Genomic DNA, 23,419 nt, shown 5'->3' with positions numbered 1-23,419 from the left:
ATTTTCTCCTTAAGACTGACGCGGCTTAAAGTGAGGGAAGGCTTCAGCAAAGGCTTGGTAGGCTTGCTGTTCTTGCTCACTCTGCGCAGGAGGTTGAACAATGTTTAAAATTAAATATAAATGTCCTGCCGTTTTGGCTGGAATCCCCTGATCTTTTAAACGGAGTTGCTGCCCCGTTTTGGCATTTTTCGGAATTTGAATTTGTAATGTCCGACCATTGGGTAGCGCGGCGGTGATGCTTTGCCCCAAAGCAGCTTCCCAAGGACTGATATTCAGTTGGTGATAGACATCAACTCCTTCAATGCGTGTGGTCTCCGTATCTTTGTAATAAATTTCGATATACAGGTCGCCATTTTCACCACCCTGAATACCTGACTGTCCTTGACCACTTAAGCGAATTTGTTGCCCTTCTTTCATGCCTTTGGGAATTTTAACTTCCAGCGTTTTGCGCTGAATTTCCGCTTCACCATAGGCATTTAAAGTAGGAATTTGTAAGGTAATAGTTTGGGTGGTACCGTGGAACCCAACCTCAAGATCGACCTCTAAACGCGCATGTTGGTCTTCGCCTTTATGGCGAGTGCTATTTTGGCGTTGATATTGATAGTTTGATCCTCCAAAACCTGAACCAAAACGGCCAAATAAGTCTTCAAACCCTGAAAAATCATGTGCCTGTTGCCCGCCTTGGGCGTTCCGAAATGCATCTTCAAAACCGCCAAAGCCTGCATTGGGGTTGAATTGCTGTGAGCCTTGCGGATGATCGAGTTCAAAGTCATATTCAGCTTTTTTTGTTTCATTACTTAAGGTGTCGTAGGCGACATTTAATTCTTGCATCCGTGCCTCAGCATCAGGCTCCTTACTGACATCGGGATGATACTTACGTGCCAATTTTCGATAGGCTTTTTTAATTTGTTCGGCGGTCGCATCTCGCGTTAAACCGAGTATTTCATAATGGTTCTTCGGCATAAATAAGATTAAATAAATTGATTAAGTTTTAATCATTATTCAGCCTTTCAGCAGATTTCAACAGTAAAGATATGTTCCTTATTGTTTCAAAACATAACAAGAAAAAAGCCCCGATGAAAGGGGCTTTGATGGATGAGGAATACTTAATATTTGACCCATGTGATGTTGCGCCCACCGCCATTTTCGGTCGACGTTCCTCGAATTCGTAAGTGCTTACCATTGTTGCTGAGTCGTGCATACGCATCATAACGTAGCCCTGTGAAAGGGTCGAGGAACTGTCCATGGCTATAGGTCGAATCTTTGGCATTGTCTAACTTCAAATGGCTGAGCGTTGTCATGCCGACGATGGGCTGATTTTTATTGACCCCATCACACTTGCTACAGTTTTCTATTTTTACCGCACCTGGAATTTCACGCGTACTTACGATGACTGCTTTATAGCTATTGTTTTTGTCTTTTTCAATCATGACGTCACTGAGAGAGTATCCTGTTTTATCATCGATAGTTTTCCATTTGCCGACCAAGGGATCGGTGGCTGCAAAACTGGAGAAGGCGCATAAACTGCTGAGTACGAAAAGACTGCAAGAAAATTTCATGATGATAAAACCCCAAATGGAAGAGAAAAATAAAGACATATAAAAATTATGGGTTTATTTATAACGAAATTTATGCGGTGTGACCAGTGAAATATCTATGAATAAAAGTGATGAATCATTTGAATTATCTTGCTTTTATGAGAATAAAGGCATAAAAAAAGAGCAGTTCAGCTGCTCTTTTTTTATTGCACATGATGTGCTTAGCTTAAGTGTTCACCAAATAAACCCAAGGCTTCTTCTGCACTAAAGCTGTATTGCGTGTTACAGAACTGGCAGTCCATGGTAATTGGGTTCTGATGTTCTAACGTTTCACGAACGGCTTCGGCGCCAATTTGTTCAAGCGCTTGAGCACAACGTTCTTTCGAACAGGTACAGCCAAATTTCAGTACTTCAACTTCAGGTAAGCGTACTTCTTCTTCGTTGTATAAACGGTAAAGAATTTCACTTGCTTCTAAGTCGGTTAACTCTTCGGTTTTGAGCGTTTCAGTCAACATGGTTAGACGTGGCCATAAGTCTTGATCGACACGTTCTTGTTCTTCTTCACTGTTACGTGGTAACAGCTGAATGAGTAAACCGCCAGCACGTTGGGCTGAACTGGCCAAAACGATACGCGTTGGAATTTGGGCAGACAGGTCATAGTACTGCATTAAACAACCTGCAAGATTTGGCTTGTCTAAAGCCACAATCCCTTGATAACGCTCACCAAATTCAGGCTCAATATTAATAAATAGTACAGGGCTAATGAGGGTGCTCAATACCGTAGTGCTGCTGTCGGCAGCATTAAAGCGTGGATCTGCTTCATAATCCGCCAAGGCACGCACTTCACCAAGGTGATTACATTCAGCCATGGCCCATTTGAAACTACCTGAAGCCTGAATTTGTAAACTAATACGGCCTTTAATTTTTAAAGTACTGGCAAGTAATGCCGTGGCACTGAGCATTTCACCTAACAGCACTTGTACTGCAGGTGCATAATCACGCTGCGCCAAGATGGTTTGTAGGGTTTCTTCTAGATGAACCACTTCACCACGAACAGGACTATCTTCAATATAAAAGCGTTGACGCAAATCAGACATAAATTTCTCCAATATCCTGTCTTAATGGTGACGATATTGTAAAACACAAGTCATTTTACTTCATCCCGTGTGACATCTATTCGGTCATGTTGTAACTCGCGTTGTAGGTCAACGCCGACAGGACTCTGACGGAGCTGCGTATCACTTTCAAATAAGTGTTCTAATTCGGCCAAAGCATTACGATGTGTTTCATAGACCTTCTGTTCGTCGTTATAAATACTTTGCTGCTGTGCGAGCAGTTTTTCATCATAATCGCGAAATAACTCAATGCTCTTATAAGCATCTTGTTCTGCAATGCCTAAATTACGCAGGGCAAAATAAGCCATCCCTAAAGACGATAAATAGGTTTCACGCCAAATATGCTCTACCCCCAAGTCACGCAGCAAATGCACATGATGTCGGTCACGGGCACGGACCAGCAAGTTTAAATCTGGATAATTGAGTCGGATATGGCGTGCCACATTCATCGAGTCTTCAATATCATCAATGGCTAATACAAACACTTTGGCATGTTCGATACCGGCTGCACGCAGGATATCGGGTTGAGTGGCATCACCATAGTAGAGTTTGCCGCCATAGTTACGAACGAAATCGACCTTGTCGATATTGCTGTCAATCGCCGTGAAGGTTTGGTGCTGTAAGTGAACCAGTCGTGCCACAATTTGGCCGACACGGCCAAAGCCAGCAATGATCATCGGGTTATGCTGTTCAGGAATCTCATCATAGACAGGTGTAGCCTCTTTCTCGAATAGAGGCACCACCCACGAACTCATCAGCCAGTATAGAATAGGCGTCAGAATCATCGACAACGTCACGATCAAATTGATCGGCTCTAAAATGGCTTGCGTAATCACGTGTTCACTCATGGCAACATTGAGCACCACAAAAGCAAATTCACCGCCTTGTGCCAAACAGGTTGCCAGCATCAAACTATTGCGCCATGAAAACTCGAAGTAGCGAGCGATGGCTGTTAAGGCCAGTAGTTTGACCAACATCAGCAATAACGCACCGCCAATAATCAGACTTGGGCTTTCCCACAGGAGCGAAACTTGCGTGCTCATCCCGACGGTCATGAAAAATAGACCGAGAAGTAGACCTTTAAATGGTGCAATACTGGCTTCCAGTTCATGACGGAATTCAGAGTCAGCAAGTAACACCCCAGTTAAAAATGCGCCCAAGGTGGTACTGATGCCTAAGACATCCATCAGCGCGACTACGCCTAAGACAATAAACAAACCGACTGCAGTAATCAGTTCATGCGCGCCACTTTTGGCCACAAAGCGGAAAAAAGGGCGCATGAGATAGCGGCTAAATAAAAACAAGCCTGTAAAGGTGGCCACAATTGCTGCAAAGTAGGCCACGCCATGATGGGTTGAGTTTGTTCCCGCAAGCAGGGGGATAATCGCAATCAGCGGAATCGCGGCAATATCTTGAAAGAGTAAAATGGAAAAGGACTGCTGACCAAAAGTGGTATTAAGTTGCTGTTTTTCGCTGAGCAGTTGCAACACAAATGCGGTGGAGGATAGGGCAAGGGCAAAACCAATCACAACACTGGCCGAAATCTGTTGCTGCAGGGCAAAAAAGACGATGCACGCCAGTAGCACGCCACAGAGTGTTACTTGTAAACTGCCCATCACAAAAATGGATTTACGCATTTCCCATAAACGTTGCGGGCGAAGTTCTAGTCCAATAATGAACATCAAGAAAATCACGCCGTATTCAGCGAGTTTATGAATGTCTTCAGGGTCATGGACGACATTTAATACACTGGGGCCGAGTAAGATACCCGTGAATAAATAGCCGAGTACCGTGGCAATCCCCAGCCGTTTTGCCAACGGAACGATCATCAGTGCCGCAGCCAAAAAGAGGGTGATTTGAAGCAGTAGAGACATTGCCCTGTCCTAAATTTTTTTCTTTATGTTGGAAGTTTAAGGGAGAACGCGACTCAGGTCTAAACCTTATTCACGTCAAGTCTTAACTTAACTCTTGTGGATCAATATCAAGGCTCAATTTCATACCATGCGGTTTGTTGTGCCAGACATTTTGCCACCACTGACGAATGTAAAAATGCATCCGCGCACGGTCTTTGGACAGTAGTACCATATGCGCTTGATAGCGGCCTGCTTTACGTTCCATCGGCGCAGGAATGGGCCCCCAAATATCAATACTGTTTTCGGAGGCTTGGCGCAGTGCTTGCGCATGCTCTTGTAAAAAGTTTTGGTTCAGTTCTTGGTCTTTGGATTCACAGCGCAATAAAGCCGCATAGCGATAAGGTGGCATCCATGCAGCTTTACGCTCTTTCAACGTTTGCTTGGCAAAGCTGCGATAGCCTGATTCCAGCAGGGTATTCAGCAAAGGATGATCTGGACGTAGAGTTTGTAAATAGACTTCGCCTTTTTTCTCGCCGCGCCCAGCACGTCCAGCGACTTGGATGATGAGCTGTGCAGTACGTTCTGTGGCACGAAAGTCAACACTGAGTAGGCCTGAGTCGATGTCTAAAATCGCCACTAAAGTCACATAAGGAAAGTGATGTCCTTTGGCCAGCATTTGGGTGCCGAGCAAAATGATGGGTTCACTTTTCTGAATCTTGTTATAGATTTTTTGCCAGCTGCCGACTCGACTGGTCGAGTCACGATCAACCCGAATTACGTCAAAATTTGGGAACAGTGCTTGTAGGTTTTCTTCAACTTTTGCGGTGCCTAAACCAATTGGTTTCAGTTCGCTATGCTGACATTGCGGGCAGTGTTCAGGCATGCGGTGGATGGTGCCGCAGTGGTGACAGTGCAAATGCTGGTAGGGCTGTCGATGCACGGTAAAATTGGCATCGCAGTGGGGGCACTTCGCCTGCCAGCCACAACTTTCACAAATCAACACAGGCGCATAGCCGCGACGGTTTAAAAAAATCAGCACCTGTTCTTTTTTGTCTAAGCGCTTTTGTACTTCATGAATCAGTTGTTGGCTGATGCCATTTTGTTTTTGTGCCACTTTCAGATCGATCACATGCATTTTCGGCATCACGGCCACACCTGCACGTTGGTCCAACTCCAAACGGGTCATTTTACCTTGTTCAACCAATGCATAACTGTCGATACTTGGCGTTGCCGAACCGAGGATAATCGGACAGTTTTCTAAGTGTGCACGGTATAAAGCCACATCACGAGCATGGTAACGGAAGCCCTCTTGTTGCTTGAAAGATAAGTCATGCTCTTCATCTAAGACAATCAAACCCAAATGCGGAAGGGGCGTATAGATGGCAGAACGTGTGCCAATCACAATCGAAGCTTTGCCCGTTTGTGCGCTTTGCCAGGCTTGCAGGCGCTTAGAATCATTTAAACCTGAATGTAGTAGCGCAATATGACAGTGAAAACGTGACTGAAAACGGCTCACTGTTTGTGGGGTGAGACCAATTTCAGGCACTAATACCAAGACTTGTTTGCCTTGTTTTAAAACCTCTTGCATGACTTGCAAATAGACTTCAGTTTTGCCACTACCGGTTAAACCATCCAGTAAGAAAGCGTGGTAGCTATGACGAACTTTGAGAATGTTTTGAATGGCACGCTTTTGTTCATCATTGGGCGTGAGAGGCATTTGCGCCAGTGTCATGGCTTGGGGTTTAAAGTCTTGAGCTTCAAGTATGCACTGGGTGATTTGCTTTTTTTCTAAGGCTTTTAAGGTCGCAGTTTCAATACCAGCCAAATTTAAAATGTTTTCAGACGTTCCGGTGGGATGCAGCTTTAAAATTTTATAGGCATCTTGTTGTTTTTCTGAACGTTTTAATTTGTCTTCGGCATGATCATCAATCAGCTTCCACATTCGCGCCAGTAGGTTATAAGGTTTGCCTTGGCGTAAAAAGCTGGGCAAAGCAGCATGCATCACTTCACCAATGGGAAATTGGTAATATTGCGCTGACCATGTCAATAAACTTAAAACTTTAGTATCTAGAATAGCGTTGTCATCGAGCAACTCAGTTATGGCTTTAAGTTTAAAGCCTAAATCGAGTGGTTTCTCATCAGTGAGTTTCTCAACAATGACACCGACCACATTTTGGCGCCCAAATGAGACAGCCACACGTGCACCCACTTCAGCTTGGTGGTATTGTTCAGCCGTTAAACTATAGTCAAAACAGTCATATAGATAAACGGGAACAGCCACACGAATACGGTAGCTTGGTGTTGTGGAAAGTGTATTTTCTGGCATAAAAAGCTCAAAATGTCCTGATGAAATTGTCGTTGTGCGATGAATGAGTTGTGTTAGAGTGATGACATAATTTATAACTTAGAATATGAATGATTTTGGTGCCGACATGCAACAGCGCCAAATGACTAAATGGACCATTAGAAAGCGTAAACATGCCAGCATATCAATTTACCGCACTCGATGCCGCAGGAAAGCAGCAAAAAGGCGTGCTCGAAGGGGATTCAGCACGTCAAATTCGGCAACAACTTCGTGATAAAGCGCTGATTCCAGTCTCGGTTGATCCTGTTGAACAAAAAGATAAGCACAGCAGTAAAACATGGTTTCAAAAACAAATTACCGCCTATGATTTGGCTTTATTGACACGTCAACTTTCGGTACTTGTGGCGGCAGCCATTCCGTTGGAAGAAGCCATTCGTGCGGTTGGAAAGCAGTCAGAAAAAACACATGTACAAAATCTATTGATGTCAGTACGTTCTAAAGTATTGGAAGGTCACTCATTGGCGCAGGGTTTACAGCAATCTGGACGTTTTCCAGAGTTGTATATTGCCACGATTGCCGCTGGCGAGCGTTCAGGGCATTTAGACTTAATTTTAGATCAGCTGGCAGATTACACCGAAAATCGCTTTGCGATGCAAAAAAAAATCCAAGGCGCGATGATTTACCCGATTATTTTAATGCTGATGTCTTTTTCCATCGTGATGGGACTTATGACCTATGTGGTGCCTGACATTGTCAAAACCTTTGACCAAAGCAAAGATGCCTTGCCATGGATTACGGTTGCACTAATGAAAGCCAGTGATTTTATTCGAGTGGCATGGCCATTTTTATTGGTGGGCAGTGTACTCGGCATCGGCTTATTATTGCGATTTTTAAGAACCACCGCAGGGCATTATGCCTTTGATCGTTTAACGCTCAAACTGCCATTATTCGGTAAACTTTCACGTGGTATAAATGCCGCACGCTTTGCCAGTACCTTATCGATTTTGACCCAGTCGGGTGTGCCCTTGGTAGATGCATTAAAAATTGGCGCGGCGGTGAGTAACAACTGGGTGATTCGCGATGCGGTCAATCATGCCGCAGAAAAAGTGACCGAAGGTGGAAACCTTGCGACCCAGCTGGAGCGCAGTGGTTATTTCCCACCGATGATGGTACAAATGATTAAAAGTGGTGAAACGTCGGGTGAATTGGATCGGATGTTGGAGCGTGCATCGACCATGCAAGACCGAGAGGTGACAACGCTCATATCGACCTTGCTGGCTTTACTTGAGCCACTGATGTTGGTTCTGATGGCAAGCATTGTCTTGGTGATTGTGATTGCCGTTATGCTGCCGATCGTCAACATGAACAACATGATTTAATTTTAAAAATATAAGATGGAAGAGAAAATTCACATGCAATCAAAAATCTATAGACGCCAAGCTTCAGGCTTTACCCTAATTGAAGTCATGGTGGTGATTGTTATTTTAGGTGTGTTGGCAGCCTTAATTGTTCCCAATGTGATGGGACGCGGTGAAAAAGCCAAAGTGGATACCACTGTCATAACCCTCAAAGGGGTTGCTGCGGCATTGGATCAATATAAATTGGACAATGGTAAATATCCTTCGATGCAAGAGGGTGGACTCGACGCTTTGGTGAATAAGCCTGAGTCTGCAAAAAATTGGTTGCCAGGCGGTTATGTGAAAGGTGGATATCCGAAAGACAGTTGGGACAATGACATTCAATATGTTGCACCTGGGACTGATGGACGACCATTTGATTTATATTCTTTTGGCGCAGATGGACAGCAAGGTGGTGAAGAAACCGATGCTGATATTCAGTATCAACCTTAATTGAGAATTATTATATATTGGGTTTGATTGAATATATCATTACAGTGCATAGGTTATGTCGATGTGGACTGTAATGATAATACATCTTAATTTAAAACTAATATCTAAGATTATGATTTTAAAATATTAAATATAATAAGCATCAGCTGAGATTTATAATAAGAATTATTCCCATATTTATTGATTACAAATAATGTAAATTATGGATAAAAATAGGCTTTTTATTTATTTAAATCCTTGCATAATGTTCTCAATGGCAACTGATTTGCCTGAGGAGAATAGAATGAAAGCATTAACCTTGTTGGATGAAATGAGCCAATTCCATTGGTCGATGCTCAAATCTGTTCTTTTGATTTTGAGTATGCTTCCTTTTGCTCAAGGTGTTTTAAGTGTGTGGCAGTCGACTGAAGGCAGCAGCCAAATTGTGGTGGGTTTCTTTGCAATCAGTCTGTTCAGCACATGGGCGGTTTTGAGCTTTTGGTCTGCGTTAAAAGTAACCGTACTCACACTCGATCAAGTACAGATTACAGCATTAGAACAAAAAGTGGTCATGTTATATCGTTATACCCCGATGCTCTTTTTAGCCGGTATGGTGTCCTATTTGGTCGGTCAAATTTAATACTGACATTTATAGTTGTGATAAAAACCGAGCACATACGCTCGGTTTTTTATTGCGTCATGAAGAATGGCGGAAAGATAGGATCGCTTGTCTGTTTCGTTGTATGTGATCCTCGTGTTCGCTCCCTATACTGTAGAAAATATAAATATAGAGTGAAATATGGAACAGATTGATTGGGCGGATTTTTTAAAAGTCGAGCTCCGAGTCGGGCGTATTATTCAGGCCGAAGTCTTTGAGCAGGCACGTAAGCCCGCTTATATTTTACATGTCGACTTTGGCCATGAAATTGGCATTAAGAAATCGAGTGCGCAGATTACTGAGCGTTATCAACCTGAACTGTTATTGGGTAAATTGGTGGTGGCAGTGGTTAACTTTCCAAACAAACAAATTGGTCCCATCCAGTCTGAGTGCTTAGTGACTGGCTTTCATGATTCAGACGCAGGCGTGGTACTTTGTGTGCCTGATACAGATGTTCCAGTAGGTACCAAGCTACTATAATTGAAAAAGAAAAACCCAAGCTCAGCTTGGGTTTTTCTTTGGAACAGTCTGATCCAACAATAGCAACTATCGACGAGACTTAAACGATACATCGACTTTACGTGGACGATAGATCCAGCCCAAGATCAGTAAAAAAACTGAGAAACCTAAAATTGGCCAGTCACTTAAACGGGTATATAGCGTTTGACCTTGCATAGCAGGCAGTTCGCCGCGAAGCACGGTTGCCACATCTTGTGGGGCACGTTTTACGATATGCCCTTGATGGTCAATAAACGCAGTTACGCCTGTATTGGTGGCACGGATAAACCAGCGTCCATTTTCTTTGGCACGCATTTGAACCATCTGTAAATGTTGTAAAGGGCCTGCAGTTCCCGTAAACCATGCATCGTTGGAAACTGTCACCAAGAAATCACTTTGGCTGGCATTACGACGTGTTAAGTTTGGATAAGCTACTTCATAGCAAATGGCCGCGCCTAAATGCTGCTGATGAATAGAAAGCGGTTGTTGCTGTTGTTCACCACGTGAAAAACCACTCATCGACGGATCATTCTGCATGGCAGGCAACACCCATTTCAGTAAACCGGATAGTGGAATATATTCACCAAAAGGCACTAAACGTTGCTTTTTATAGAGTCCTTCGGATTCAGCACCATTGGCCATAATACTGTTGTAGTACAGTGGTCGACCTGCCGCTTCAGAGCCTGAAATATCCCAGTATGGAATACCGGTGACCCATGCTGTGTTGGTTTTCTTGGCTTGTGCCGTCATTGCAGCTAAAAAGGGTTCGATATCACTCTGGAACATCGGAATAGAGGATTCAGGCCAAACAATGAGGTCTCGTCCCCATTCTGTTTTGGTTAAATCAGCATAGATTCCAAGTGTTTTCAGTTGATACTCAGTGAGCCATTTTAAGTCTTGTGGGATATTGCCCTGAATTAAAGAAACTGATAATGGCGGGGTATTTTTTGCGGAGACGAATTCAATTTTTGATGCGCCCCATGCACCAAGGACCAATAAAGCAGAAGGAATGACCCAAAAGACGCGACGGTTTAAAACTTCGACCAGTGCGCAGGCTAAGACCAAGACTACAAACGACACCCCGAAGATACCAAATAATGGCGCATAACCATCCAGTAAACGTTCGGTAAAGGCATAGCCTGCAAACAGCCATGGGAAGCCTGTGAAAACCCAGGTTTTTGCCCATTCAAAAAGCACCCAAAGCGGAGCGAAGGTCAGTGGCGTTTCAGGGAAAAAACGGCGGTATATAAAGCTTTGGACAGCCGTGAATAAGCCCATGACCAAGGCCATAATGCCGATCATGCCCACACTTAAGGCACTGTTGGTATCGCCATAGACATGGATGGAAGTGTAGAGCCAAAAAGCTCCCACGAACCATAGGCCAAAACCATAGGCCCAACCAATACCAAAGGCCTGCTTTGCACTGCGCCTGCGTAAAGTGGCGTAGAGCAGTGCAGGGGATAAGATTGCCAACCACCAATAATGATAAGGGGCGAGTGCAAAACTAAAGACAGCCCCTGAAAATAAGGCAATTAGAAGCGGATAAATTAAAGGTAACTGTTTTTGTTGTGGATTGGGGGTTAACAGTTTGTCAAAGTAAGCTCTCATTTACGAACGGCTCGAATCAGATGAATAGAACGTGCATCTGCTTCTACAATGGTAAATTCCCAATTTTCAAGATCAATCACCTGACCTTGTAAATCACTCACTAAACCAATTTCTTGAAGCAATAAACCGCCCACAGTTTCAACCTCATCATCAGAAAAGTCTGCATCTAAAAGATTGTTAAAGTGTTCGATTGGTGTAAGTGCTTGAACCAGCCACGTATTTGCGGTCGTAGGGTCATTGTCGGGAATAATATATTCCGCTTCTTCATCGATCTTGTCGTGTTCATCTTCAATTTCACCGACGATCTCTTCCAAAATATCTTCTAACGTCACTAAACCTGAGGTCGTGCCATATTCATCAATCACCACCGCAATGTGCGTTTGGGTGTTTTTCAACATGCGAAGCACTTGGTCTGAGCGTGCGCTTTCAGGTACATATAAAGGTTGGCGCATCAGCGCACGTATATCCACTTTATTGTTTGGTTCAGTCAAGAAAGGCAATAAGTCTTTGGCCAATAAAATGCCAACGACATTGTCTGGTTGATCTGATGAAAAGACAGGGAAACGTGAATGTGCCGACTCAACCAAGGTATGCAAAATGTCGAGTAACTCATCATCTTCTTGTAGGCTGATCATCGATGTACGCGGTGTCATGACCTCGCGGACTTTGGTTGCTGGAAGGTCTAATACGCCTTCTAACATCGCAACAGTGTCGGGTTCTAAAAAACGACGTGAATCTTGAACTAACTTTAACAGTTCATCGCGAGTTTCTGGCGCGGTACCTAACCATTTGCGTAAGCCACGCATTCCCCACGACGGGCCTGATTCCTCGTGCATGATCTTTCCTAAAGACTCTTAATATCTAAAAAACTTAATTTTATCATACCGTAGAAAACACAGTTGTCTATTGTAATTAAGCAGTGATTGCATGAATGATTAGATCAATACTTTTAAATACGAGGTTCATCTGCCATCAAGCTATGCAAACAGATATGCGAAATGGGCAGTTGTGTTAAAATTGGCAAGTTTTTAAATTTTTGAGTTTATATATGTCTGATTTGGAAGTGAGCCCAAGCATCCAATTAAACACCCGTGGTTTACGCTGTCCAGAGCCTGTGATGATGTTGCATCAAGCCATTCGCAAGTCTAAATCGGGAGATGTAGTGGAGGTGTTTGCAACGGACAATTCAACTTCATGGGATATTCCTAAATTTTGTATGCATCTTGGGCATGAACTTTTGCTGCAAGAAGAGCGCTTAGACGAAAATGGCAATAAAGAATTTCATTATTTAGTTAAAAAGGGTTAGGACATTTGTCTTAGCCTTTTAAAATGTACTTGAGTAAAGAAAAAGAAATCAAGTTCATCCAAGGAAATCAGAATGAAAAGAATAAATATGTTCTTATGGGCTCATATTTTTGCATTATTTTGTTCAATTTCTTGGGCAAAATCTTGTGAAGTTCCTGTAGGCACGATGAATGTTGCAGGTTTAAAAATTGGACAGCATATTCGTGAATTTCAACAGCATCATCCCACCGCAAAAACGGTTATTTTAGGGGGCGATAATTATCAGTTTGAATTTGCACAAGGTGTGGATACACAAATTAAAAAAGCAGGTGTGAGCTGGGTTCAGCATATTCGTTACGATCCGCATTCTAAAATGATTATTTCATACAGTTTAAGTTTTCTAGATGGGCCGCTTGCGACGTATGAAACGGATTTAGATGTTTTTAAAAGTCGAGTATTAAAACGCTTTCAGGTGGCGCAAAACGGCTGGAAACAAGCTGAAAATAAATATGTCTATCAGTGTGACGATTATCGGATTGAAATTTATCAAGATCATGGGGTTGGGCATACTGCGATAGGGCCAACGGTGATGGTTTTTAGCAAAGAGTCAGATGCCTATTAATTAAAAAAATCCCTTCAATACTGAAGGGATTTTTTTAATCTAAAAGCGATTACTTGCTCGGAAATGTACTTCAGCGCAAGCCCGTTTTAACATTACATGTTCGGGTATGAGACACGGTTAGCAAAGCAACCGCTTTGCCGTGTCGTAAGGAATTACATATTCGGGTAATTCGGACCACCACCACCCTCAGGAGTTACCCAAGTAATGTTCTGAGATGGATCTTTAATATCACACGTTTTACAGTGCACACAGTTAGCCGCGTTAATTTGGAAACGCTTCGAACCATCATTCTCTTCCATAATTTCATAAACACCAGCAGGGCAGTAGCGCTGAGCTGGCTCATCCCATTTAGGTAAGTTTACATTTACAGGAATAGAAGCATCGGTCAGTTTCAAGTGTGCTGGCTGATTTTCTTCATGCACCGTATTCGATACAAATACTGAAGATAAACGGTCAAAGGTCAACTTACCATCTGGTTTTGGATAGTTCGGTTTCACTGTTGCTGCATCTACAGTTTTCAGTGTACTGAAGTCAGGCACTAAGTCATGCAGTGTAAACGGGACCTTAAATACATTTTGATCGATGAAGTTAAATGCACCACCACCGAACGTGCCAAATTTGTGCATTGCTGGGCCAAAGTTACGAGAACGATATAACTCTTCTTTTAACCAGCTGTTGTTGAACTTGTCTGTGTAAGCGGTTAACTCTTTTGCAAAGAAGTCTTCACCTTCAAGCACACGTGCAATGGCAAGGTCACCACCTTTTTCAACGCCAGCTTGAATCGCTTCGAATACTGCCTCACCACACAACATGCCAGACTTCATGGCCGTATGTGAGCCTTTAATTTTAGCGAAGTTTAGGAAGCCTGCATCATCACCAATTAAAGAGCCACCTGGGAAGGTGAACTTCGGCAGAGAGTTCAAACCGCCTTTGACAACAGCACGTGCGCCATAAGAAATACGCTTACCACCTTCAAGATACTGTTTAATCAGTGGATGCGTTTTCCAGCGTTGCATTTCTGCAAATGGATACATGTGTGGGTTTTCGTAAGATAAATCTACGATCATACCCAAAGTAACTTGGTTGTTTTCAGCGTGATATAACCACCAACCACCAGAAGAACCGGTTTCAGCTAGAGGCCAACCTGCACCGTGCATCACCAAACCTGGTTTGTGTTTTGCAGGGTTAATTTCCCAGAGTTCTTTGATACCGATACCATAGTGTTGCGGGTCTGCATCTTTATCGAGATCGAACTTGGCAATCAGGCGCTTACCTAAATGACCACGACAGCCTTCAGCAAAAATCGTATATTTGGCATGTAGTTCATAGCCTGGGGTAAAGTTATGCGTTGGTTCACCATCTTTACCAATTCCCATATCACCAGTTTGGATGCCTTTAACGGTACCATCGGCATGATAAAGAATTTCAGATGCAGCAAAACCTGGGAAAATAGAAACTTCTAATTCTTCAGCTTTTTGGCCTAACCAACGCACTACGTTACCAAGTGAAATCACATAGTTGCCATCATTATGCATGGTTTTAGGAACCATCCAGTGCGGCGCTTCTTGTGACTTTTCAGCAGACATTAAGAAATACGTTTTATCTTCAGTTACTGGAACATTTAAAGGCGCGCCTTCTTCTTTCCAATTTGGGAACAACTCATTGATCGCACGCGGTTCGAGCACAGCACCTGAAAGGATATGCGCACCAACTTCAGAGCCTTTTTCTACGACACAAACGGACAGATCATTAAGGTTGTTTTCAATTGCAAGTTGACGAATTTTAATCGCAGCAGAAAGGCCAGCAGGGCCTGCGCCAACGATGACTACGTCAAACTCCATCGATTCACGTTCGATGTGTTCCATGTAGGACTCCTCATATGGTTAAAGGTGGCAACCGTTTTGACTCAAAGAACGGTGCTGCCATGAGTGTTCTTAGTTCCCAGACACAAAATTTATCATCGTGTCTTTTATATTGTGAGCTAGTATAGGTTTAAACCGAGTTCTAGCCAATTGGCTGAATCATATTATTTTTCCGTCAGACAGGCATGAATTTTATGGATAAGCAGCACAACTCAGCAAATCCGACGAAAAAAGTAGCTATTGCTGATAATAAAAACTTAACCGATATTGCACAATACATAAAAGATGGACAGTCCGGTCACAAAAGGTCAATCCCCCCTTTAGATCAATGGCACCCAAAGCATTGTGGCGCAATGGATTTGAAGGTTTTAACCAATGGAGAATGGTGGCACGAAGGTCAATTGATCAAACGTCCAGCCATGATTGAGTTGTTTGCAACGGTACTTTGGAAAGAAGCAGATAAGTTTTATCTCAAAACTCCGGTCGAGCAGATTGAAATCAAGGTTGAAGATGAGCCTTTATTTGTCAATCAGGTCGATCAAGTCGAAATTGCAGGAAAAATCTACCTACAGCTGACCACGACCACGCATGATGTGGTGATTGTTGATGAAGACCATCCCATTTTTATGCGTGCCTTCCAAGGGGAGCTACGCCCTTATGTGCATGTCCGCTTTGGCATCAATGCACTGATTCAACGTGCGGCTTTTTTTCATTTGGTGGAAATGGGTGAGCTAAGCGACGATGCGGAGGGTCAGGTCAAACTGTGCTTACAAAGTGGTGATTTGCTATTGCAATTAGGCACCTGAGGTTTAAGCTTGATTGATCTTTTAACTTTATACTGCAACGAGTTCTCATGAGTGCCATTCAGCCCTTATTTCCTCTGATCAACCCCATGCCAAAAGCGACAACCAATGCGCCAATCGGGATATTTGATTCGGGAATAGGCGGTTTATCCATCGCTCAAGAAATTGCCAAGCATTTACCGCATGAACGATTTATCTATTTTGCCGATACCGCACATGTGCCTTATGGGCCGCGCGATGATCAAAATATTCGAGAATTGACTGCGCAAGCGATTGAGTGGCTTTACCGCAAAGGCTGTAAAGTTGCAGTTGTGGCCTGTAATACCGCTTCAGCCTTTAGTTTGGATTATTTACGCGAGCACTATGGCGACAACTTCCCGATTATCGGCCTTGTTCCTGCCCTAAAACCTGCGGTATTGCAAAGCAAATCCAAGACTGTGGCTGTTCTAGCGACCCCTGCGACCTTTCGCGGGCAGCTGATTAAAGATGTGGTTGAGAAGTTTGCACAGCCTTCGGGAGTCACGGTGATTCCAGTGACCTGCTTAGATTTAGTGCCTTTTGTTGAGAGCGGCGCGCAGATGAGTGCGGCATGTTTAGCCACGTTAAAAGATATTTTACAACCGGTTGTTGATCAGGGTGCAGATTACTTAGTTTTAGGCTGTACCCATTACCCTTTTTTGAAAATAGCGATACAATCTATTTTTGGTCAGAAACTGACATTAATTGACTCTGGACTGGCAGTTGCACGACAAACAGCCCGTATTTTAATCAAAAATGAGTTATTATTTGAACAAAATCATGATGGTGATGTTCGAATTGAATGTTATGTCAGTGGAAATAATGCAGAAAGTTTGAGACCTATCTTACAACTTTTGCTTGAACCAGAACTAAATTGGACTATTTCAAACATATCTGATTAATTTTTAAACAAATAAGTCGAGTATTTTGATATATAGTCAAAAATTGCAACCTAATATGCTTGAGTTAGTCGCAGTGTCTATCTAATGGAATTTGGGGGATGGGATGCTGCGAAGAATAATGAGGATAACCGATGCTCGATAAGCGTTATCAAGTGTTTATAACCACTTCTGGAAGCGAGATGCAACCAGAGCGGATCATTTTGGCCCAAACTTTAGTGGGCATGGGATTTTTTTCTTGGGGATTAGAACAACGGACACCACTTTCAACGGCTTTTGCACGTCGTCAGATCGATGACTGTGACTATGTCATATTGTTGCTGGGCAGCAAATATGGCGAACAGTCCGTGTCAGGGGTGGGATATATGCACCTTGAATACATTTATGCGGTCACCAAACAAAAGCCGATTATTGTATTTATGCATGATGATCCTGATGCCCGTGAGTTATGTTTACATGACGACAAAGCTGAGCTGCGTGAAAAATTCAAAGAGTTTAGAAAACTACTCCAAAACGAAGTCGATCAGGTTTTCACTTATCGCACCATGCGTGACTTGGAAATGGCCGTTCGCTTGAATATGACGCAAATGCTAGAGCGCTATCCTGTATCGGGTTGGGTACGTCCGCAGAACACCCAAGTGTTGCATGACGAAATTGATAAACTCAAAGCCAAATTGGTGCAATTGGAAACTGAAGCGGGTAAACGTGAAGTCGATCCATTTTTGTCTTTACCCAAAGTGGCTATGCATGAATTTTTTGCATTTGATTATCGGATGCATGCCTATCAAGATGGCAATTTTAAAGAGCTGAAAATTCAAAAGCAGATGACTTGGGCGCAATTACTCTCGGTTTTGGGGACAACCTTTATTCACCCAACTCCTGAAGAGTATTTCTCCAAACGCATTAATGAATATTTAAACGAAACTGGTTTAAATGATGCACGCTTAGAAATGCCTCGTGCCCATGCTGTTGCGCGCTCACAAATTAATATTCGTGCTTTGCACAGTATCAAAATGCAAATGCGTCAAAATGATTGGATTGTTCAGTCGGGTCGAGATGATCGTCAGCGCATGCTCTGGCAGTTGACCCCGAAGGCGATGAAACTTTTGGAGAGTAATTTATTGGAAAAGGATCGGCCTTTTCAATTTCAATCTTCGTAGTTATCCATTTAGATAATGAACTGAAAACTGTTACAGTAGAGACATTCGAAAACGAGCCACGAGGGTTGAATGTCTACTGCAACAAAAGCAAAAGTTACTGTTATTTTGGCAAATTTGGGAACGCCTGATGCACCGACAGCTTCAGCAGTGCGTCGCTTTTTGGATCAGTTTTTGTCAGACCAGCGGGTGATTGAAATTCCCAAACCGCTTTGGCAAATTATTCTCCGTTTATTTATTTTGCCGTTTCGCCCGAAACGCGTTGCCCATGCTTATGAGATGGTGTGGGGTAATGACTCGCCAATGCGAGAGATTTTACTGACTCAAGTGGCTGCGTTACAACAACAGTTGATTTTGCAATACCCTGAGTTTGAGCTGAATATCGTCCCTGCAATGACCTATGGCAATCCAGGTATTCAGTCTTTACTTACTGAGCTGAGTCAAAACCCGCAAGATCATATTGTGCTTTTTCCTTTGTTTCCGCAGTATTCTGCAACATCTAGCGCGCCTTTATATGATGCTTTCGCGAAGTGGATTCCAAAGCAGCGCAATTTGCCAGGGCTGAGCATTATTCGCGATTATTATCAGCACCCTTTATACATTCAGGCTTTAGCGCAAAGTGTGCGTGATTTCCGTGCTGAACATGGGGTGACTGAAAAGCTGTTAATGTCTTTCCATGGTATTCCACAGCCTTATGCCGATAAAGGTGATCCCTATGCCGACCGTTGCCGTATCACTGGGCAGTTAGTGGCGGCCGAATTGGGCCTAGCGGAGAATGAATGGGCCATCAGTTTCCAGTCCCGTTTTGGGAAACAAGAGTGGGTGAAACCGTATACCGATGTCTTACTGGCCGAATGGGCGGCGCAGGGTGTGAAATCGGTGCAAATTATGAGTCCGGCGTTTTCAGCGGATTGCTTAGAAACTTTAGAGGAACTGGCGATTCAGAATGCTGAATTGTTTTTGTCTCAAGGTGGAGAGCGGTATCAATATATTCCAGCCTTGAACAGCCGCGGAGATCATTTACAATTGCTCAATACTCTGGTTCAGGCTAATCTTGATGCCTTAAAACAGACATTAGCCAGCAAAACGAATTGAGGTTGACACTCTATGTTGCAAGTTAAAATTGTGCCTGTCACGGCATTTCAACAGAACTGTTCTATTGTTTGGGACAGTGACAGTAAAGAAGCAATTTTAATTGATGCAGGTGGAGAGCCTGAGAAGCTTAAAGCAGAAATAGAAGCGTTGGGTTTGACAGTAAAAGCGCTGTGGTTGACCCACGGGCATTTAGATCATGCTGGAGCAGTCGGGGCATTAAAAAAACTGTGGGATGTCCCTGTGATTGGCCCGCATAAAGAAGATGCCTTTTGGTTGGATATGATCCAAGAAGTCTCGCAGCGTTATGGTTTTCCTATTCCTGAAAAGGTAGATGTCACGACATGGCTTGAAGGCGGTGAAGTCCTTAAACTGGGCAATGAAGCGTTTGAAGTACGTTTTGCTCCTGGACATACCCCGGGTCATGTGATGTTTTATAACAAAAACTATGGTCTGCTGTGGACCGGCGATGTGTTGTTTAAAGGCTCCATTGGTCGTACCGACTTTCCACGTGGTAATCATCAGCAGTTGATTGACTCTATTCAGCGTGAATGCTTTAGCTTACCTGATGAGACGCAGTTTATTTCAGGACATGGGCCAATCAGTACGATTGGTTTTGAAAAACAACATAATCCCTTTGTGGCAGGGAAAGCAGGCTAAGCGCTTTGTGGTCTCATTGAAAAATAAAAAAGTCAGCAGCTGCTGACTTTTTTATTTGCGAAATGGATTATGCAAAATGTGTTGGGTTTCTAGAGCCAATACCATGGAGAATAAGACCACTAATAGTCCAACCGAGAGGATCAACAGATCTTGCATATAGATGCCAAAACTGAATAGACAGATCGCGAGTAAAACGCCAATTAAAACAATAGTCTTACTCAGGATGTTCATCTTATCACCCTTTAGGATGTTATTTTTGTGACTTGATCATGCGGTGAGCATGTACCAATTTGGGGGAGTATAGTCGACGAATGATCTTTTTAAGCGAATATTAAGACATTAAATAATGAACAATTTCTCTTAAAATATGAAAAATATAATGAAATTAAACATATTATTCTTCTGAATTTTCTGCCTGTGGTGCATCTTGCGTTGGGAGGCGATATTCATCATTGGCCCATGCACCTAAGTCGATCAGTTTGCAGCGTTCAGAACAAAAAGGACGAAAGGCGTTGTCTTCCCATTGACTCATTTCTCCACAACGGGGACAAGGGAAAGTGTGTGGCATGATCGACTCCAGATAAAATTTTCGGATTGAAATAGGCAAAAACGTTGGCAGTTGTTAGACTGATGCGGTTTTTTCTTAGTTTGATCTGATTATGCCGATTCGTCAATTTCAAGCCCAGCGTATGCATGCGCCTCGTGATTTTCAAATGATCAGTCCTGATCCACTGTGTGTGGAAATTGGGGCGGGCAAGGGTAAACATGCTTTATTGTTTACGGCCAATCATCCTGAGAAAAAGCTGATTGCGGTTGAACGTACCCGTGAAAAGTTTGTGGCGATGCAGAAACAACATAGCTTAGAAGGTCAGCAGAATTTACAGCTGGTACATGCCGATGCTTTACCGTGGGTGGTACATGCCTTGCAGCCGCAGCAGGTTGAACAGTTTTTTATTCTTTATCCCAACCCTGAACCGCATAATCCTGCACAGCGCTGGTTGAATATGCCGTTTTTTGAGTTTCTGATTTCACGTTTACAAGTGGGCGGACAAATTACGTTAGCCAGCAATATTCCTGAATATATCGAAGAAGCACAGCAACAGTTGATTGAGGTGTGGAAGTTACCATTTGTAAAAGAGCGTATTGCGGATAGCTCAGCGCGCACGCATTTTGAAATTAAATATTTAGAACGTGGTGAGCTCTGCCAACAGTTGATCATCACCAAACCTGAAGGTTATCGCACGCGCTTTGACGCGTTTCAGGCCTTGCAAGGTCAGAACCCGCAGGCGCAAGCTTCGGATCAAGCTGAATAAATCATGGCAAAGCGTATTGCAATTATTGGGGCGGGCCCAGCCGGTTTGATGGCAGCAGAAGTGTTGAGTCAATATGATGTTCAGGTCGATGTGTTTGAGCAAAAACCATCTGCTGCTCGTAAGTTCCTGATGGCGGGTAAAACAGGACTAAATATCTCTCATGCCGAACCTGTGGAGCAGTTTATAGGTCGTTATGATCAAGCAGAATGGTTGGCACCTTGGATTCGTAAGTGGGATGCAACATGGATTCAAGCATGGATGAAAGGTTTAGGCATTGAGTCCTATGTCGGAACGTCTGGGCGTATTTTCCCGATTGAAATGAAAGCCGCGCCTTTATTACGTGCATGGTTGAAACGCTTGGTTGAGTCAGGCGTCAAGTTTTACTATCGTCATCAATGCCTCAGCCTCAAAGAGCATAAGCTTGAAATCAAGTCTTTGCTTAGTGATCAAGCGCATAGCCAGAGCTATGATGCGATTGTCTTGGCTTGCGGAGCAGTGTCATGGTCTCAGCTCGGTAGTGATGGCGCATGGCAAAACTGGTTGGAGGCCGATGAAATTGAGCCTTTTCAAGCCAGCAATGCTGGGGTAGAACATGAATGGTCTACCTATATGCAACCTGTCTTTGGGCAGCCACTGAAACGTATCGCGGCATGGGTGGGCGATGCGGAAAAAAGTATGGGCGATATCGTCATCACCCATTATGGCCTAGAAAGTGGTTTGGTCTATAAGCAAGGTCGAGCGCTACGTGCACAGCAAAAACAGCTCCAACCTTTAGTGTTAACGCTTGATTTACTGCCTGATGTCACGGTTCAAGAATTGGCTGTGCGTCTGAAACCCACAAAAAAACAGTCTTTAAGTAATATTTGGCGTAAAGCAGGTTTAGATGCAGCCAAGGCAAGTTTAGCGCGAGAGTTGGTTGCAAAAGATCACTGGAATCACCCTGAACAATTGGCGCAGCAGGTGAAGCAATTACAGATTCCTTTAACTGGTTTTCGTCCGATTGAAGAAGCCATTAGTTGTGCTGGCGGTGTGCGCCGTGAAGGCCTAAGCTCGCAGCTACAATTAAAATCCAATCCCGCCGTTTTTTTATGTGGGGAAATGTTGGACTGGGATGCACCCACAGGGGGCTACTTACTCACTGCATGTTTTGCAACCGGACGCGCCGCGGGTGAGGGTGTGATGCAGTATTTGAATGTGGCAAAAAATTCGCCATAAGCGATGCAACTGAAAATCAGCTGTGCTAATTTGAATAAAAAATTCAAGAAGCATCATCATGTCGGATCTTCAGCAGTATATGGGCAGCTGCCTATGCGGTGCAGTGACTTATCAAATTGATGGGCCGATTGGCGATATTATTCAATGCCATTGTCAAAAATGTCGCAAGGCCAATGGAACGGCATATGCAACCAATGCACCGATTGCTAAGGCGGATTTCAAACTGACCTCTGGTCAGGACGTCGTAAAAAAATATGCATCGAGTGCAGGCACAGAGCGCTGTTTCTGTGGCAACTGTGGTTCACCGATTATCAGCATTAAAGCTGAAACACCTGAGTTTTACCGTTTGCGGATCGGCACTTTAGATACCCCGTTACAGCAAAAGCCGACGCAGCATATTTTTGTGGCATCTCAAGCCGAGTGGGACAACATTTGTGATGCATTACCACAATATGCTGAACGCCCATAATTAGAATAGATTTAAGTGAAAGGGATCATCGGATCCCTTTTCTTTGTCCGAGATTGAGTTAGTAGCCTGTCGACATCGTATCTTGAGCTTTAGGATACTGCGACTGCCAGTGTTCAAGCTGCTCTTGGGCATGAATGAGCTCACCGAGGCCTTTCACGTTGTCATGTGGTGCTGCGGTTTTATTTTGGATGATTTTGGCTTGGTTATCCCAATATTGGTACATCAGAGTTTGAATGTAGCGCCCTTGTTCTGTTTTTAAATCCAGTGCTTTCAGCATATTCAGTGCAGACTGAATATTGTCTTGTTGACGTGTTTTTGCAAATTCATCCGTGAGCGTGCCTGACTCACGCATCTTCATGAGTTCATCTTCCATTTCATCACTCATGCTGCTAAAGCGCTGGTCATAGTCGACCAAGAGCGCAATATCGTGTGGATCATTGGCTGTTTTAGCAAAACTTTTGACGGGTTCTGAGCTAAGTTCTTGCAGAACTTTATCATCACTTGAAAGCGTGTCTTGCTCAGCACGTTCATTGGCTTTGTTACAGCCTGTCAGGATTAAGCTGCTACCTAAAAGAAGCGGCAGTAGAACCTGTTTCAATGAAAGAGTATGTGGGTTCATAT

General features: G+C 43.5%; 24 protein-coding genes. 14 read left to right on the top strand and 10 right to left on the bottom strand.

What is annotated here, in order from left to right; genetic code table 11:
* Positions 1-9 precede the first annotated feature (9 nt).
* The 5 genes from ACSC9N_RS15320 to ACSC9N_RS15300 form a co-directional block, all read right to left on the bottom strand.
* Entirely contained in the window at positions 10-963 is a 954-nt protein-coding gene (locus ACSC9N_RS15320; RefSeq protein ID WP_010325791.1) for a DnaJ C-terminal domain-containing protein, read from the bottom strand.
* A gap of 143 nt (positions 964-1,106) precedes the next feature.
* Positions 1,107-1,559, bottom strand: a complete 453-nt coding sequence (locus ACSC9N_RS15315) for a DUF2147 domain-containing protein (RefSeq protein WP_010325792.1) — start codon at positions 1,557-1,559, stop codon at positions 1,107-1,109.
* A gap of 200 nt (positions 1,560-1,759) precedes the next feature.
* Positions 1,760-2,635, bottom strand: coding sequence for an Hsp33 family molecular chaperone HslO (locus tag ACSC9N_RS15310; protein ID WP_010325793.1), 876 nt, complete (start codon positions 2,633-2,635; stop codon positions 1,760-1,762).
* A 50-nt stretch (positions 2,636-2,685) separates the two neighbouring features.
* A complete protein-coding gene (locus ACSC9N_RS15305) occupies positions 2,686-4,527 on the bottom strand; it encodes a monovalent cation:proton antiporter-2 (CPA2) family protein (protein ID WP_010325794.1) in 1,842 nt (613 codons plus the stop codon).
* Between the two features lie 82 nt (positions 4,528-4,609).
* Complete coding sequence (locus ACSC9N_RS15300) at positions 4,610-6,832, bottom strand: primosomal protein N' (protein ID WP_010325795.1); 2,223 nt, start codon at positions 6,830-6,832, stop codon at positions 4,610-4,612.
* Between the two features lie 152 nt (positions 6,833-6,984).
* On the opposite strand from ACSC9N_RS15300, the gene gspF reads away from it, so the two are divergent.
* The 4 genes from gspF (at position 6,985) to ACSC9N_RS15280 (ending at position 9,778) form a co-directional block, all read left to right on the top strand.
* Positions 6,985-8,190 carry a type II secretion system inner membrane protein GspF gene (gspF, locus tag ACSC9N_RS15295; RefSeq protein ID WP_010325796.1) on the top strand — a complete coding sequence of 402 codons (1,206 nt, stop codon included), beginning with the start codon at positions 6,985-6,987 and terminating at the stop codon, positions 8,188-8,190.
* Positions 8,191-8,223: 33 nt separating this feature from the next.
* On the top strand, positions 8,224-8,661 hold the full coding sequence (gene gspG, locus ACSC9N_RS15290; RefSeq protein WP_010325797.1) for a type II secretion system major pseudopilin GspG: 438 nt from the start codon (positions 8,224-8,226) through the stop codon (positions 8,659-8,661).
* A gap of 283 nt (positions 8,662-8,944) precedes the next feature.
* A complete protein-coding gene (locus ACSC9N_RS15285; protein WP_010325798.1) occupies positions 8,945-9,280 on the top strand; it encodes a hypothetical protein in 336 nt (111 codons plus the stop codon).
* A 159-nt stretch (positions 9,281-9,439) separates the two neighbouring features.
* Positions 9,440-9,778, top strand: a complete 339-nt coding sequence (locus tag ACSC9N_RS15280) for a tRNA-binding protein (RefSeq protein ID WP_004978826.1) — start codon at positions 9,440-9,442, stop codon at positions 9,776-9,778.
* A gap of 66 nt (positions 9,779-9,844) precedes the next feature.
* Here the strand turns inward: ACSC9N_RS15280 and lnt are convergent, their stop codons facing one another.
* The gene (lnt, locus tag ACSC9N_RS15275) at positions 9,845-11,404 is read right to left on the bottom strand and encodes an apolipoprotein N-acyltransferase (protein ID WP_010325799.1); all 1,560 of its coding nucleotides are present in this window, start codon (positions 11,402-11,404) and stop codon (positions 9,845-9,847) included.
* Positions 11,401-12,240, bottom strand: a complete 840-nt coding sequence (locus tag ACSC9N_RS15270; RefSeq protein WP_004978829.1) for an HlyC/CorC family transporter — start codon at positions 12,238-12,240, stop codon at positions 11,401-11,403. The genes lnt and ACSC9N_RS15270 overlap by 4 nt, the downstream gene beginning before the upstream one ends.
* A gap of 212 nt (positions 12,241-12,452) precedes the next feature.
* Between ACSC9N_RS15270 and tusA the strand changes: the two genes are divergently transcribed.
* A complete protein-coding gene (tusA, locus tag ACSC9N_RS15265; RefSeq protein WP_004692640.1) occupies positions 12,453-12,710 on the top strand; it encodes a sulfurtransferase TusA in 258 nt (85 codons plus the stop codon).
* Between the two features lie 72 nt (positions 12,711-12,782).
* On the top strand, positions 12,783-13,310 hold the full coding sequence (locus tag ACSC9N_RS15260) for a hypothetical protein (protein ID WP_029574929.1): 528 nt from the start codon (positions 12,783-12,785) through the stop codon (positions 13,308-13,310).
* A 152-nt stretch (positions 13,311-13,462) separates the two neighbouring features.
* On the opposite strand, the gene ACSC9N_RS15255 is transcribed toward ACSC9N_RS15260, so the two are convergent.
* Positions 13,463-15,175: an electron transfer flavoprotein-ubiquinone oxidoreductase gene (locus tag ACSC9N_RS15255; RefSeq protein WP_010325801.1), complete on the bottom strand. Its 1,713-nt coding sequence runs from the start codon at positions 15,173-15,175 to the stop codon at positions 13,463-13,465.
* A 191-nt stretch (positions 15,176-15,366) separates the two neighbouring features.
* Here ACSC9N_RS15255 and ACSC9N_RS15250 point away from each other — a divergent pair, with 191 nt between their 5' ends.
* From ACSC9N_RS15250 to ACSC9N_RS15230, 5 genes are all read left to right on the top strand, one after another.
* The gene (locus ACSC9N_RS15250) at positions 15,367-15,978 is read left to right on the top strand and encodes a DUF1285 domain-containing protein (protein WP_010325802.1); all 612 of its coding nucleotides are present in this window, start codon (positions 15,367-15,369) and stop codon (positions 15,976-15,978) included.
* Between the two features lie 47 nt (positions 15,979-16,025).
* The gene (gene murI, locus ACSC9N_RS15245) at positions 16,026-16,895 is read left to right on the top strand and encodes a glutamate racemase (protein ID WP_010325803.1); all 870 of its coding nucleotides are present in this window, start codon (positions 16,026-16,028) and stop codon (positions 16,893-16,895) included.
* A 131-nt stretch (positions 16,896-17,026) separates the two neighbouring features.
* On the top strand, positions 17,027-18,052 hold the full coding sequence (locus ACSC9N_RS15240; RefSeq protein WP_004692624.1) for a DUF4062 domain-containing protein: 1,026 nt from the start codon (positions 17,027-17,029) through the stop codon (positions 18,050-18,052).
* A gap of 69 nt (positions 18,053-18,121) precedes the next feature.
* A complete protein-coding gene (gene hemH, locus ACSC9N_RS15235) occupies positions 18,122-19,144 on the top strand; it encodes a ferrochelatase (protein WP_010325804.1) in 1,023 nt (340 codons plus the stop codon).
* Between the two features lie 12 nt (positions 19,145-19,156).
* Positions 19,157-19,801: an MBL fold metallo-hydrolase gene (locus ACSC9N_RS15230; protein ID WP_004978841.1), complete on the top strand. Its 645-nt coding sequence runs from the start codon at positions 19,157-19,159 to the stop codon at positions 19,799-19,801.
* A 394-nt stretch (positions 19,802-20,195) separates the two neighbouring features.
* Here ACSC9N_RS15230 and ACSC9N_RS15225 read toward each other — a convergent pair whose 3' ends face one another.
* A complete protein-coding gene (locus ACSC9N_RS15225; RefSeq protein ID WP_004692619.1) occupies positions 20,196-20,369 on the bottom strand; it encodes a DNA gyrase inhibitor YacG in 174 nt (57 codons plus the stop codon).
* An 85-nt stretch (positions 20,370-20,454) separates the two neighbouring features.
* On the opposite strand from ACSC9N_RS15225, the gene ACSC9N_RS15220 reads away from it, so the two are divergent.
* From ACSC9N_RS15220 to ACSC9N_RS15210, 3 genes are read left to right on the top strand one after another with little or no spacing between them, the layout of a single operon-like run.
* A complete protein-coding gene (locus tag ACSC9N_RS15220; RefSeq protein ID WP_171056730.1) occupies positions 20,455-21,114 on the top strand; it encodes an SAM-dependent methyltransferase in 660 nt (219 codons plus the stop codon).
* A 3-nt stretch (positions 21,115-21,117) separates the two neighbouring features.
* Positions 21,118-22,329 carry a TIGR03862 family flavoprotein gene (locus ACSC9N_RS15215; RefSeq protein ID WP_010325807.1) on the top strand — a complete coding sequence of 404 codons (1,212 nt, stop codon included), beginning with the start codon at positions 21,118-21,120 and terminating at the stop codon, positions 22,327-22,329.
* A gap of 58 nt (positions 22,330-22,387) precedes the next feature.
* Positions 22,388-22,798, top strand: coding sequence for a GFA family protein (locus ACSC9N_RS15210; protein ID WP_010325808.1), 411 nt, complete (start codon positions 22,388-22,390; stop codon positions 22,796-22,798).
* 58 nt (positions 22,799-22,856) lie between these two features.
* Here ACSC9N_RS15210 and ACSC9N_RS15205 read toward each other — a convergent pair whose 3' ends face one another.
* A complete protein-coding gene (locus ACSC9N_RS15205; RefSeq protein WP_010325809.1) occupies positions 22,857-23,417 on the bottom strand; it encodes a hypothetical protein in 561 nt (186 codons plus the stop codon).
* Positions 23,418-23,419 lie beyond the last annotated feature (2 nt).

This window comes from Acinetobacter sp. PC34 (assembly GCF_051789135.1).
Classification (GTDB): domain Bacteria; phylum Pseudomonadota; class Gammaproteobacteria; order Pseudomonadales; family Moraxellaceae; genus Acinetobacter; species Acinetobacter johnsonii.
This window is presented reverse-complemented; position numbering and strand designations above follow the sequence as displayed.